General features: G+C 45.4%; 11 protein-coding genes. 1 reads left to right on the top strand and 10 read right to left on the bottom strand.

Features of this window, described 5'->3' with window-relative positions:
- Nucleotides 1–82: 82 nt before the first annotated feature.
- A complete protein-coding gene (citZ, locus tag H539_RS0111790; protein ID WP_026693679.1) occupies nucleotides 83–1,198 on the bottom strand; it encodes a citrate synthase in 1,116 nt (371 codons plus the stop codon).
- A 363-nt stretch (nucleotides 1,199–1,561) separates the two neighbouring features.
- Nucleotides 1,562–2,023, bottom strand: coding sequence for a DUF441 domain-containing protein (locus H539_RS0111785; RefSeq protein ID WP_026693678.1), 462 nt, complete (start codon nucleotides 2,021–2,023; stop codon nucleotides 1,562–1,564).
- Between the two features lie 131 nt (nucleotides 2,024–2,154).
- Between H539_RS0111785 and ytvI the strand changes: the two genes are divergently transcribed.
- Nucleotides 2,155–3,273 carry a sporulation integral membrane protein YtvI gene (gene ytvI, locus H539_RS0111780; protein ID WP_026693677.1) on the top strand — a complete coding sequence of 373 codons (1,119 nt, stop codon included), beginning with the start codon at nucleotides 2,155–2,157 and terminating at the stop codon, nucleotides 3,271–3,273.
- 5 nt (nucleotides 3,274–3,278) lie between these two features.
- On the opposite strand, the gene H539_RS0111775 is transcribed toward ytvI, so the two are convergent.
- The 8 genes from H539_RS0111775 to dnaE all read right to left on the bottom strand — a co-directional run bounded on the left by H539_RS0111775 (nucleotide 3,279) and on the right by dnaE (nucleotide 13,148).
- Nucleotides 3,279–3,662 (bottom strand): FxsA family protein, encoded by a 384-nt coding sequence (locus H539_RS0111775; protein WP_026693676.1) that lies wholly within the window; start codon nucleotides 3,660–3,662, stop codon nucleotides 3,279–3,281.
- Nucleotides 3,663–3,772: 110 nt separating this feature from the next.
- On the bottom strand, nucleotides 3,773–5,533 hold the full coding sequence (gene pyk / locus H539_RS0111765; RefSeq protein WP_026693675.1) for a pyruvate kinase: 1,761 nt from the start codon (nucleotides 5,531–5,533) through the stop codon (nucleotides 3,773–3,775).
- Between the two features lie 93 nt (nucleotides 5,534–5,626).
- Nucleotides 5,627–6,595, bottom strand: coding sequence for a 6-phosphofructokinase (gene pfkA, locus H539_RS0111760; RefSeq protein ID WP_026693674.1), 969 nt, complete (start codon nucleotides 6,593–6,595; stop codon nucleotides 5,627–5,629).
- A gap of 292 nt (nucleotides 6,596–6,887) precedes the next feature.
- Entirely contained in the window at nucleotides 6,888–7,865 is a 978-nt protein-coding gene (gene accA, locus H539_RS0111755; RefSeq protein WP_026693673.1) for an acetyl-CoA carboxylase carboxyl transferase subunit alpha, read from the bottom strand.
- The gene (gene accD, locus H539_RS0111750; RefSeq protein WP_026693672.1) at nucleotides 7,859–8,731 is read right to left on the bottom strand and encodes an acetyl-CoA carboxylase, carboxyltransferase subunit beta; all 873 of its coding nucleotides are present in this window, start codon (nucleotides 8,729–8,731) and stop codon (nucleotides 7,859–7,861) included. The genes accA and accD overlap by 7 nt, the downstream gene beginning before the upstream one ends.
- A gap of 112 nt (nucleotides 8,732–8,843) precedes the next feature.
- Nucleotides 8,844–9,494, bottom strand: coding sequence for a FadR/GntR family transcriptional regulator (locus H539_RS0111745; protein ID WP_051348552.1), 651 nt, complete (start codon nucleotides 9,492–9,494; stop codon nucleotides 8,844–8,846).
- Nucleotides 9,491–9,709 carry a hypothetical protein gene (locus H539_RS0111740; protein ID WP_026693670.1) on the bottom strand — a complete coding sequence of 73 codons (219 nt, stop codon included), beginning with the start codon at nucleotides 9,707–9,709 and terminating at the stop codon, nucleotides 9,491–9,493. Before H539_RS0111740 ends, H539_RS0111745 begins: the two co-directional genes overlap by 4 nt.
- Before the next feature lie 91 nt (nucleotides 9,710–9,800).
- The gene (dnaE, locus tag H539_RS0111735; RefSeq protein WP_026693669.1) at nucleotides 9,801–13,148 is read right to left on the bottom strand and encodes a DNA polymerase III subunit alpha; all 3,348 of its coding nucleotides are present in this window, start codon (nucleotides 13,146–13,148) and stop codon (nucleotides 9,801–9,803) included.
- Nucleotides 13,149–13,305: the final 157 nt, after the last annotated feature.

Raw genomic sequence — 13,305 nt, 5'->3', positions numbered from 1 at the left:
CGCCTAACCTTGCAAATTCATTCCAACTATTTTAATTTACTATATTTTTAAGTATATATAAAACTTTTCGCATTATTCTGTATTATCTTTGTTCAATTGGAATGTATTTCTGCATATCCGGGCCCGTATATTCTGCACGCGGGCGGATCAGTCTGTTGTTGTCATACTGTTCAAGGATATGGGCGATCCAGCCTGAAGTCCTGCTTACAGCAAAGATCGGTGTAAACAAATCATGGTCGATTCCGAGGCTGTGGTAAACAGATGCGGAATAGAAATCCACGTTTGGCGGAAGAGGCTTTTGGGAAGTCACCAATTCCTCGATCTTGACAGACATATTATAATACTTGGCTTGTCCTGTTAATTTTGTCAGCTTTTCTGACATTTCTTTCAAATGCTTTGCGCGTGGATCTCCTTTACGGTAAACCCTGTGCCCGAAGCCCATGATTTTTTCTTTGTTTTTCAGCTTATCCTGGATATAGTCTTCCACATTGTCCTCTGTGCCGATTTCGCTCAGCATTTTCATGACTGCTTCATTGGCTCCCCCATGCAGCGGGCCTTTTAATGCTCCGATGGCAGCAGTAATCCCAGAGTAAATGTCAGACAGAGTTGCCACACAAACCCTTGCAGTGAAGGTGGAAGCATTCAATTCATGGTCCGCATGAAGGACAAGGGCTTTATTAAACGCTTCTACCTCAATAGAAGAAGGCTCTGTACCGTTCAGCATGTAAAGAAAGTTCGCAGCAAAGCCGAGGTCCTTGCGGGGCTCAACAGGTTCAAGGCCTTTTCTGGTTCGGGAAAATGCTGTAACGATTGCAGGTATTTTTGCCTGAATGCGGATTGCTTTGCGGTAATTTGCTTCTTTATCCATTACATCCGCTTCTGAATCGTAAAGAGAAAGCAGTGATACAGCAGAGCGAAGGGCAGCCATTGGGTGGACATCATGGATAGGATACGTTTTAAAGTGCTGAAGCACTTCTGCGGGAAGAGCAGAATTTTCAGCAAGCTGTGCAGTAAGCTCCTCTAACTCACTGTACGTAGGAAGCCTGCGGTGCAGCAATAAGTAGAACACTTCTTCAAAACTAGCATTTTCTGCTAGATCATCAATATCATACCCGACATATGTTAAGGTATCATCAATGATAGAACTGATGGATGAAGTTGTTGCAACTATCCCTTCAAGACCTTTAGTTACTGACATATAAACCTCTCCTTTTCTAAAACTACCTACATATATTAAATAATAATGTTGTATGACGGCAAAATATCAATCCTATGTCTGGCGGAAGCCAGGCACAGACCATTTCCCACTGTATAGAAAACGCTTTATATTTTACCCTTGCTGCCTATTTCTAAAACCTGCCGAGCGCTTGCTCAATCCGCATCCAAAAGGCACTGCCTTCCCTGGAATTTCGAATCTAGCAGGGTAGGCGCTTACATGACATATTATAAACAATTATCAGATATTTGTGAATGAAAACGCATTATTTTTAGAAAAAATTATTTTTTTAATATAAAGAAGTAGTCTAATTATTATATTTCTTAATAGAATTTAGAAGGAGATTTATTTAATGATTTCAACCAGTTTCATGAATAAATAGGCAATCCCTGCTCCAATCAGCGGGCCAACAGCCACACCCTTAAAAAGGGCGACAGCAAGGATGGTCCCAAAAACGAGCGCGGCGGTCAGGTGAGGGTCCTCCGAAAGGAGGACAAGCCCATTTTTGGCGATAAGCGCGACAGCGACCCCGGAACCGAGAGCGATCCATGCATAAGGGGATTTTAAAGCTTCTCCCAGATCCTTAAAACCAATCGAACCAGTGGCTACAGGCACAAGTACTGCGATGGTAATAATGGTGACACCCCAGTTGATTCCCTTCGTTTGGAGCAGGGGGAAAATCTTCGAGCCAAGCCCGGCGGCCTTTACAAATAAGAGGAATCCGGCGGAAAAGGCTAGAGAATAGTTCTTGGCTATCAGCCCAATTCCTATCAATAAACAAAGGAATAATGAAGAACCTGCTAGCATATTGTTCAACTCATTTCATATAAATTATTTTAATAAAACAATTTCAAATGTATATTTTACAGCTTTTTCACATACTATGCATCTGGTGCGGGATCGGGCAGGATTAAGGCATTCTATAGGGGGGAGATTTCTTGAACTCTGTTTTGATGGGGCGATTCATCCGATTTGGCATCACGGCGGGGATTATAATCGGTGCCGCTCTGGCAGGAATTTTTTTGTGGAGATATATTTATCCATTTGTCATTGCTTTTTTTGCAGCATTCCTCATGAATCCACTCGTCGGCTTCCTTCAGGAAAAAGCCAGGCTTCCAAGAGCCCTCGCCGTCTTGATATCAATCTGCGGTATTCTTGGGATGATTGCGGGGATACTCACCCTCATGATTACCGAGATTATCTCCGGATTTTATTATCTCGCAGCAGAAATACCCCAGCATATCGCAAGTGCTGCCCAATATCTGGAGCAGCTGATCGCATCCTATGTCATCCCGCAATATAATAAGCTCTCGCTCTACTTTGACAGCCTTAATCCCGGCCAAAAGGATACCGTGATGGATAATGTAAGGCTTGCAGGCAATAAAATGGCGGACAGTGCCGGGGAGTTTATTCAGAGCACCTTCCAGGGCATACCGGCTGTGCTTGGCTGGTTTCCCAATGCCGCTGCCGTTTTCGCCATCTTATTCATGGCTACCTTTTTCATCAGCAAGGACTGGTACAAGCTCTCCTCCGCTGCATCGCGTTTTTTGCCGCATAAAGCCAATACAAGCGGCAGAAGAGTGTTTTTTGATTTAAAAAAAGCGTTTTTCGGGTTTATAAAAGCTCAGTTAACACTCATTTCCATGACTACCGTTATTGTACTTGCCGGCCTGCTGTTCCTGCGTGTAGAGTATGCCATCACCATTGCCCTTTTATGCGGGATGGTGGATATTCTTCCCTACCTCGGCACTGGCACCATCTTTGTCCCCTGGATCTTTTATGAAGCCATTGTAGATAAAGATCCGGGAATTGCACTCGGCCTCGGCATATTATATCTCATTGTACTGTTACAGAGGCAGATCATGGAGCCTAAAGTGCTTTCTTCCAGTATCGGTCTCGATCCGTTAGCGACACTCGCTGCGCTCTTTATCGGATTTAAATCCATTGGCTTTCCCGGGCTGATTGTCGGTCCAGTCGTCCTTGTCATATTAACCACCCTGCACCGGGCAGGTGTGTTCCATGATATATGGACCTACATCAAAGGAAACGATGTTTGATATTTTTATCTTCTCCTGATCGTTATTTTTTTATAAATGACCTTTCTGAAATAACGAAGGAGCCATGGTTTTATAAAAGCACGAAGAGGCGGGGCTAGAAAAAGCAATCCCATTATATCCGTAAAAAAGCCCGGAAGTATAAGCAGGAAGGCACCCGCAAGAATACAGGCGCCATCCAGCAATGTTCCGCCGGGAGCTCTGCCCTGGCTGATACTCATACGAATCTTTTCAAGTACGGCCAATCCCTGCCTCCTGGCTATATAGGCACCCGCAATGCCTGTTAAAACCATGAATAAAATAACGGGAAAAGCACCCGCAAGACTTTCTGCATACAGAAAAGTTCCGATTTCAAGAGCACCTAACACAATGATCGCGGCTATCCACTTCACCTTACATCCCTCCTGTTCATTTCATGTGCCTTACCTTTCCTTCCGCTTCCCGCCATAAAAAAAGCGGCAGAGAAGAGCCCCATAAGGCCTCCCCTGCCACCTGTTCATTCTTATAGTACCTTGGTGTGACCCTCGTAGATTGTGCCGCGGCGTGCGTCGACTGTCACGCTCTGTCCATCTTTAAGAATGGATAGTGCGCGTTCTGCACCTACGATCACCGGTATGCCAAGGTTGACCCCCACAACGGCAGCATGGCTGGTCAATCCGCCTTCTTCCGTAATCAGAGCAGCACAGCGCTCGATGGCCGGCATCATATCTTTATCTGATGAATAAGTCACTAAGATACAGCCATCTGTCACTTTCTGGTTAGCTTCCTCAGCTGTTCTTGCAATGACTACCTGTCCTTTTGCCGATTTCCGGCCAATTCCCTGTGCTTTAATCATCGCATCGCCAAGAACATGAATCTTCATGAGGTTCGTTGTTCCGGCTTCTCCAACAGGAACACCAGCAGTGATGATTACAAGGTCTCCGTGGCTTACGATTCCTGATTCAAGGCTCTTTTCAATCGCATCGTCCAGCATATCATCCGTAGAAGAGGATTGACGGCCTATTTGAGGATAAACACCCCATACCAAACCAAGCTTCCTAGAAACCTTTTCAGAGGCTGTGACAGCGATTATTGGCGCTTTCGGGCGGTATCTTGAAATCATACGTGCCGTATGGCCGCTTTCTGTCGGAGTGATGATTGCCCCTGCTTCAAGGTTTAAGGCAGAATACGCAACCGATTGCCCGATGGCATCTGTCACATTGTATTCGCTGGTCCTGCTTCTGGCAGTCACAATTTCTTTGTAATTAAGAGCTGTTTCTGTATGAGATGCAATGTTGTGCATGGTATTAACCGCTTCGACCGGATATGCTCCTGCTGCTGTTTCTCCTGAAAGCATGATGGCATCTGTTCCATCAAAAATTGCATTGGCAACATCACTAGCTTCCGCTCTAGTAGGACGCGGATTACGCTGCATAGAATCCAGCATCTGGGTTGCAGTGATAACAGGTTTTCCAAGGAAATTACATTTTCTGATTAATTCCTTTTGGACAAGCGGCACTTCTTCTGCCGGAATTTCTACACCCAGGTCTCCCCTTGCCACCATCAGGCCATCAGAAACCTCAAGGATTTCATCAATTTTCTCTACACCTTCATGGTTTTCAATTTTAGGAATGATATGGATATGCCCCGCATCATGTGCTTCAAGCAGTTCACGTATTTCAAGGACATCAGAAGCGCGTCTCACAAATGAAGCTGCAATAAAATCAACTCCCTGCTCGATTCCGAAAATGATGTCCTGTTTATCTTTCTCGGTAATACCCGGAAGCTTTACAGCTACCCCAGGAACGTTCACACCTTTTTTATTCTTCAGCGTGCCTGGATTCAAAATGCGAGTTTCAATGATGCCATCCTCTTTCCGGATATCTGTTACTTCCAGTCCGATCAATCCATCGTCCAGAAGAATTTTTGATCCAGGGTGGACATCATCTATAAGTCCTTCGTATGTAATAGAAAATCTTTCCGGTGTACCGAGCACTTCAGTCATTGAAATTTCAACGGTATTGCCGGCAGCCAGTTCAATAGCGTCATTTTCCATATTATGAGTCCGGATTTCAGGGCCTTTTGTATCCAGAAGAATGGCTACCTGTTTACCTGTCTTTTCAACAGCCTCACGGATCGTCGTAATTCTTCCAGCGTGTTCTTCATGGCTTCCATGTGAAAAATTCAGCCGGCATACATTCATTCCAGCTTCCATTAAATCTGTGAGTTTTTCCAGGCTTTCACTTGCCGGTCCTATCGTACAAACGATTTTTGTTTTTCGCATGTATATGCCTCCATTACTTCTTAATAAGAATTTTGTCCAACTCATGATTGTCTGGCAGACTGCCTGCAATAAGTATTGATGCCGCAGGAGCCGTCAGATGGACAGCTCCTCTGCCAGCGTGATCATGGACTGATCGAGCGTGTGCTTTTTCTGCGTCAAGGCTTCTATAATATCATAATCCACCAGCTGATTGCGCTCAATGCCCACTGCCCTGCCGCCCTTCCCTTCCAATAACAGGCTTACGGCATATGCGCCGAGCCTGCTTGCCAGCACCCGGTCTGCAACGGTTGGGGAGCCTCCGCGCTGAATGTATCCCAAAACAGATACCCGGGTTTCATATCCGGTCAGTTGTTCAAGCTTCTTGCCAAATTCCACGGCATTTCCTATTCCTTCCGCAACGACTATGATACTATGTTTTTTCCCACGCTCCTGACCGCGCTGAAGGCGGGCCACAACATCATCAATATCATTATCTCCAATGGATTCAGGGATTAATATTGATTCTGCACCTCCGGCAAGTCCCGCCCAAAGGGCTATATCACCGGCATCCCGCCCCATCACCTCAATTACATAAGTCCTTTTGTGAGAAGTGGCTGTGTCCCTGATTCTATCTATCGCGTTAATCACTGTGTTAATCGCAGTATCAAATCCAATAGTAAATTCTGTTCCAGGTATATCGTTATCGATTGTACCGGGAACGCCCACACAAGGAAAGCCTCTTTCAGTGAGTGCTTTGGCTCCCATATATGAACCGTCTCCGCCTATGACGACCAGACCCTCAATACCATGCTTTTTCAGCTGTTCAATGCCCTTCAGCTGGCCATCTTCCGTCTTAAACTCAGGGCAGCGTGCAGAAAACAGCATCGTTCCCCCACGCTGGATGATATCACCGACAGACCCTAATTCCAGTTTTTTAATGTCTCCTTTAATTAAGCCTTCGTATCCATGGTAAATTCCATACACTTCAATATCATGAAAGATTGCCTTTCTTACTACCGCCCGTACAGCGGCGTTCATACCGGGTGAATCTCCTCCACTTGTAAGTACGCCTATCCTTTTCATAAGTATCTCACCTCTACATGATAATAACAGGATTATCTCATGATCCGATAACAATACATGAGTTATGTAATAAAAACCATACCGGCCCTGGTGCAGATACATGATGTTTTACGCCGAGCGCAGCCATGCTAAAATACTAAAAAGAATTTTGCAGCCTGTATTATGTGAAAAAACATACAAGTAATAAAGTGCTGACATCCTCCGGAAAACCCGGGATGTATTTATTATACAGCATGCCGTACGAGCAAGGTAATAGAAACAAAAATAAAGAGAACGTGCAGTAAATGCACGTCTACTTTACCTCTGTATATTCAGGCGAAAACGAATACTCGCCCATCCTTTTATACTTATCATAGCGCTCTTCAAATATTTCTTCAGGGCCTTTGCCTTGAAGCTCTTGCAGCGCTGAAAGGATGGCTCTCTCAATATATTCCGCCTGCAGCTTCACATCTTTGTGTGCTCCGCCCTTAACTTCATCAATGATTCCGTCGATGATGCCCAGTTCTTTCAGGTCAGGAGCTGTAATTTTCATGGTTTCAGCCGCACGCTTTGCCTGCGAAGAATCCTTCCATAAAAGGGCTGCCGCACCCTCTGGCGAGATAACTGAGTAAGTGGAGTTTTCGAGCATGAGGATTCGATCTCCGACACCAAGTGCCAGTGCGCCGCCGCTTCCTCCTTCACCAATGACAATACAGATGACAGGAACGCGCAAGCCGCTCATTTCATAAATGTTTTTGGCAATCGCTTCACTCTGGCCGCGCTCTTCTGCCGCTTTCCCTGGATAAGCACCTTTTGTGTCAATAAAGCAGATGATGGGACGCTTGAACTTTTCTGCCTGCTTCATCAGTCTTAATGCTTTTCTGTTGCCCTCTGGGTGAGGCATACCAAAATTCCGCTTAATATTTTCTTTGGTATCCTTTCCCCTCTGATGTCCGACAACTGTTACAGGTATTCCTTTAAATTTAGCGATTCCCCCGACAATAGCCGCGTCATCTCCATAATAGCGGTCTCCGTGGCACTCAAAAAAATCAGTAAATATTTCAGAAATATAATCCAATGTCGTCGGTCTGGCCGAATGCCTGGCAAGCTGAACTCTGTCCCATGGCTGCATATTTTCATACACTTCATTTTCAAGCCTCGCCAGCCTGTTTTCCAGCTTGTCGATTTCCGAGGAAAGGTCAACATCCGCAGTCTTTGAAATATCTTTCAGTTCATCTATCTTTCTTTTCAGTTCCACAATTGGTTTTTCAAATTCCAATTCCCCTACCATTTCTGTTCACCACCTGGAGAATGTATATCTAAAATGTTGGACAGAGTGTCCTTCAGATCTTTTCTATTAATCACACCATCGAGCTGTCCGTGCTTCAATAAAAATTCACTGGTCTGGAAGTCTTCCGGAAGCTCTTCCCGGATGGTCTGCTCAATGATCCTTCTGCCAGCAAAACCTATCAAGGCCCCGGGTTCCGCAAGATTATAATCACCCATGGAAGCAAAGCTAGCCGATACTCCACCCGTTGTAGGGTGAGTCATCACCACTATATAAAGCCCGCCGTTTTCACTGAATTTCTTCAGTGCCACGCTGGTCTTTGCCATCTGCATCAGGCTGAGTACACCCTCCTGCATGCGCGCTCCTCCAGAGGCCGTAAAAATAACGAAAGGAATCCCAAGCTCGTCCGCCTGTTCGATCGCTCTGGTTATTTTTTCACCCACAACGGACCCCATGCTTCCCATCCGGAAACGTGCATCCATAATAGCAGCTGCCGTCTTTAAACCATTGATGGTTCCTGTTCCCGTTACTACGGCTTCATTAATGCCGGTCTTTTTCTTGTCGGCCTCCAGTTTTTCCGCATAGCCCGGGAAGTCCAAAGGATTGACCGTCACCATATCCTTATTAAGCTCTTCAAAGGTTCCTGCATCAAAAAGGCTGTCGATTCTTTCTTCAAAACTCATCGAATGATGATAGCCGCAGTGCATACATACCTTTAAGTTTTTAAGCAGTTCCTTTGTATACATGATTTTTTTACAGTTAGGACACTTGGTCATGATCCCTTCTGGAACCTCTTGCTTGCTGCGCTCTGAAGGGATAGTCGCATACTTTTTCTTTTTGGTTGTTTTTGAAAACAAATCTTTTATCATGATGAAACCTCCCCCTTATTCAATCGCATCATTAAATGTGATCTTTTTAGCTTGTACATTTATTCCACATTTCAGCAGGATTATCCTGTCAGGCTGAAATAACCGAAAGACGTTAGCTGGCAGTTGTGCTGCAGCTCCTGATACATTCTCTGTATATCCGAATGGCTTCGTCCAGATCTTTTCTATTAAGAGCCTGAAGCATATCCATATAATGGTGCAGGCTTGCAGTTTCCTGAACATTTCCTGAAGAATGGACATAGCTGTTCACCACAGTCCAGATCCTTTCCAGCAGGTAGTTCCCGTTCAAGCGGAACACCTGTTGGAAAAATTCATGATCATCCCATGTATGGGTGTCCGCCCAGCAGATAACATCCTGAATGTCGCCGGTCCTGCCCCTTTCGGTGATTGCTTTGAGGCATGCTTCTTCCAATAGAAGCTTTGTATCGGATAAATCTTTTCTAGTTCTTTTATCGATGAGAAAAAACGCGCCAAGAAGCTCCACCAGCCTGTGTTCCTGGAAGACCTTGATGAAGGTGCCTTCCCCGCGCCTTGTCTCAATCAGTCCCAGAAGTTCAAGGGATCTTAAAGCTTCCCTTACGGAAGAGCGCCCTGCTTGAAGGCGCTCAGACAATTCCCTTTCGGAAGGTATTTTATCCCCGGGCATCAGGCTGTCAGCTTGAATCATGAGCCTCAGCTGTTCAACAATATTCAAGTAAATTTTAGATTGGCTGCTATTCACAGCGTTCTTTTGCTGTTCAGTCATATTTCCACATGCCTGTTTACAGCTACAGTATTGCCCTTTATGGTATATGGATATACTGCATCAGGCTGATGATGGATCGCTTTCCAGACCTCTGCAGCCCATGGCGAGTGAGCAGAGCTAAAATCACCGGCGTCTCTTACAGGAGGTTTTGGCTGTATACCCAATTCTCTCTGAATGACCCAATGATTCTGCAGCGCTTCTTCTCTTAACGTCAAATAATTCACTCCCAATAAATAGAAGTTTGTAAGTGGTCTGACCAGCATAATCTCTTGTTTAATATATCATAACTTTTAATGTTGTAAAGACTTAGCCTTTTTTCAAAACAACATTGGAGGCACCAAGAACTCCTTCCAGCCTTGATCTCAGTTCATCATCGAACTTTACCCAGTGGTCCATTCCTAGCTGGACATATTTGTCTTCATTTTCATAATAGAGCATGACCTTGGTCTGACCCTTAAAGCTTTGCAGCACTTTTTTCACTTGAGTGAGAACCGTTTTTGTCTGTCTGTCATTTTCAATTTTCAAATACAGGCATGGGCCTTTGTATAGTTCAGCAAGCTGATCCATGGAATAGGAATTCTGGATAATAAGCTGCTTCTTCCCGTCCTTGATTTCTGCAGAGCCCTGCACCAGAAGGATAGTCCCCTTTTTATAATGAGGAAGGCTCGACCGGTATACCCCCGGAAAGACAACGCACTCAATTTCCCCTGTTTCACTGCTGCCCGTCAAAAAGGCCATGGTTTCCCCTTTTTTGGTCCGGATGGTTTTAGCCTCCATGATGTAAAGAGGAACAAAAGCATTTTTCATTTCCTTTTGCAAAGCCTGTTCCAGCGAAACTGCACCAAAATAGTGGAACAGCTTCTGGTAAGGGGCTATGGGATGATCTGAGAGATATAGGCCCAGCGCCTGTTTTTCATATAGAAGCTTATCCTGGATACGGATGGGGTCTACTTTTAGATATTTTGGCTTTATGGTGAACTCTGTGTTTGCGAACAGATCAAATTGTTCATCTCCTGGATTGACGAGTTCATTATGCTCCAGCGCTACATCCAGGCTGGCAAGAAGAGTTGCCCGGTCTTCCCCGAACTCATCAAACGCGCCGGAGTGGACAAGCGCTTCCAGCGCTTTCCGGTTTACCGCCTTGGTTGAGACCCTCAGGCAAAAATCAAATAAGTCTTCAAACGGCTTTTGTCTTCTGGCCTGGAAAATCTCCCTGAGCGCCGCGCCCCCAATTCCCTTGATGGCTGCAAGGCTGTATCGTACATGTTCCTTTTCGGCTTTGAAGCCGAAATGGCTTTTATTTATAGAAGGAGGAAGCACTTGGTAGCCGGCTGCCTTCAGCTCCCTGACATACTGGGCAATTTTATCCTCATTTCCTATCACCGAAGTCAGCAGTGCGGCCATAAAAAACTGGTAATAGTGGGTTTTAAGATAAGCAAGCTCATACGCAATAAAGCTGTAGGCGACCGCGTGGCTGCGGTTAAATCCATAATTCGCAAACTTTACAATTAAATTATAAATCTCATTGGCAGTTCCGGCATCATATCCCTGTTTGAGAGCGCCCTCCACAAAGTGAGTCCTTTCTTCATCCAGGACTTCCTTTTTCTTTTTTGACACTGCTCTTCGCAGGAGGTCGGCCTCTCCCAGGGAAAACCCCGCAAACCGGGCTGCAATCTGGATGATCTGCTCTTGGTAAACTATAACCCCATAAGTCGGCTCAAGGATTGGCTTTAGTGATTCATGGGGATATTCCACCTTCTGCTGGCCATGCTTCCGCTCAATGAACAGCGGAATATTTTCCATAGGACCGGGCCTGTAGAGGGCATTTACAGCTACAATATCCTCAAAACGGGTGGGCTTAAGCCGGGTCAGGACATTTCTCATTCCATCGGATTCCAGCTGGAATACCCCTGTCGTTTCCCCTTTTCCCAAAAGCTCGAAGGTTTTTTTATCATGTAAAGGAAGGGAGTTGAGCTCAAGATGCACTCCGGTGCCTTTTTGGATCATATTAAGTGTATTATCAATGAGTGTCAGATTCCGGAGCCCCAGAAAGTCCATCTTCAGCAGCCCCAGTTCTTCCAGGTTTTCCATTGGAAGCTGTGTCAGATATACAAACTCCTGTCCTTCTTGAATAGGGATGATTTCAGTGAGAGGAAGATCTGAGATGATGATACCTGCTGCATGTGTAGAAGTATGCCTCGGGAGCCCCTCCAGCTTCCTTGCTGTTTGAAAGAGCTTCTGATTAAACTCATTTTCATTCACGAAGCTTTTAAGTGCAGCCGATTCCTTCATCGCTGCTTCAAGGCTGATTCCAAGCTTTGAAGGCACCATTCTTGAAAGTGATTCAAGCTCCTTGGCATTCAGGCCGAATACCCTGCCGACATCCCTGAGGGCTGCCTTGGCTGCCATGGTTCCGAAGGTGGCAATCTGTGCCACATGAAGCCTGCCGTATTTTTCGGCTACATATGCAATCACTTCATCCCTGCGGTTATCCGGAAAGTCGATATCAATATCCGGCATGCTCACACGTTCGGGATTCAGGAAGCGCTCAAAGAGCAGATTATGTTCAATCGGATCCACATCTGTGATCCGCAGGACGTAGGCGACCATGCTTCCTGCCGCCGAGCCTCTTCCAGGACCAGTAAGGATTTTCTGTTCTCTTGCAAAGCGCATGAAGTCCCACACAATGAGGAAATAGTCGCTGAAGCCCATTTTATTAATGACCTGCAGTTCATATTCAAGTCTCTTGACATGTTCCTCGGAAGGGTTTCCGTACCGTTCCTTGAGTCCCGATTCACATTGAGCCTCCAGCACCTGCTGTGAGGTTTGGTCTCCGGACGGATAGCGCGGAAGGAGCCGTCTGTTGAACTCAATAAGTACATTGCACCGCTCAGCGATTTTCACTGAGTTCTCCAGGAGCTCCGGGAGATCACCGAATGCCTCGGACATCTCCTGGATGCTCTTTAAATAATATTCATTGGCAGGAAGTTTTGTACGGTTTTCGTCACTCAGCTTCTGACCATTTTTTATGGCGAGCATAACTTCGTAAGCAAGCGAGTCTTCTTTATCTAAGTAATACACCGGATTTACCGCCGTGCATGCTACACCCAATTCCTCCGCCAGGGCGAGGATCCCTTCATGCTCAGCATCCTCCATGCCTTGCCCTGTACGCTGGATGCCTGCAAACAGATGTGCCTGACTGAAGATCCCTTGGAGCTGCTTTAGATTCTGCCGGGCTTTTTCCTTATCCTCCCTAAAGAGGGGTAATAAAGACTCACCGGAAGGAACGATGGCAATGAGGCCTGATGAATATGCCTTCAGCCACTTTAATGGAAGTCCTTCCCTGGATTGAGTTTTAATTGCAGAGCTGATTTTCAGCAGATTCTTATATCCCTGATTATCCTCCGCAAGAAGGACGAGCGGATAGACTTCGTCCCCTTCATGTACCACATCTGCGGTGATCCCGATAATAGGTTTGATTTTCTGTTTCATGCATTCTTTATAAAAATCTATGGTTCCATACATCGTGTTTCTGTCTGTCAGGGAAACAGCCCAGTAATTTTTTTCCTTTGCATTGGATACAAGCTTCTCAATGCTGGCTGTTCCAGATAAAAGACTGAAGGCACTTTGAACCTGAAGATGAATAAAGGCCATTTTCTTCCCCACCTTTAACAAGGCTTTTCTTTGTCTTCATTATAGTGGTTCTGCAGAAAAAAAGAAAATATGTTCTCATATCCCCTGCCGCAGAATTCCTCCTGCCAAACATATCCCCCGTAGATTGTCCATATATATGGAATAACCAAAATTTCTT

The sequence above is a fragment of the Peribacillus kribbensis DSM 17871 genome, from assembly GCF_000430765.1.
GTDB lineage: Bacteria > Bacillota > Bacilli > Bacillales > DSM-1321 > Paraperibacillus > Paraperibacillus kribbensis.
The sequence above is the reverse complement of the archived record's forward strand: the minus strand, read 5'-3'. Positions and strand labels throughout refer to the sequence as shown.

Coding starts and splice junctions, on each gene's coding strand:
- citZ (WP_026693679.1), bottom strand. CDS start 1,198: ATGTCAGTAACTAAAGGTCTTGAAGGGATAGTTGCAACAACTTCATCC.
- H539_RS0111785 (WP_026693678.1), bottom strand. CDS start 2,023: ATGCTAGCAGGTTCTTCATTATTCCTTTGTTTATTGATAGGAATTGGG.
- pyk (WP_026693675.1), bottom strand. CDS start 5,533: ATGCGAAAAACAAAAATCGTTTGTACGATAGGACCGGCAAGTGAAAGC.
- pfkA (WP_026693674.1), bottom strand. CDS start 6,595: ATGAAAAGGATAGGCGTACTTACAAGTGGAGGAGATTCACCCGGTATG.
- accA (WP_026693673.1), bottom strand. CDS start 7,865: ATGGTAGGGGAATTGGAATTTGAAAAACCAATTGTGGAACTGAAAAGA.
- accD (WP_026693672.1), bottom strand. CDS start 8,731: ATGATAAAAGATTTGTTTTCAAAAACAACCAAAAAGAAAAAGTATGCG.
- H539_RS0111745 (WP_051348552.1), bottom strand. CDS start 9,494: ATGACTGAACAGCAAAAGAACGCTGTGAATAGCAGCCAATCTAAAATT.
- dnaE (WP_026693669.1), bottom strand. CDS start 13,148: ATGGCCTTTATTCATCTTCAGGTTCAAAGTGCCTTCAGTCTTTTATCT.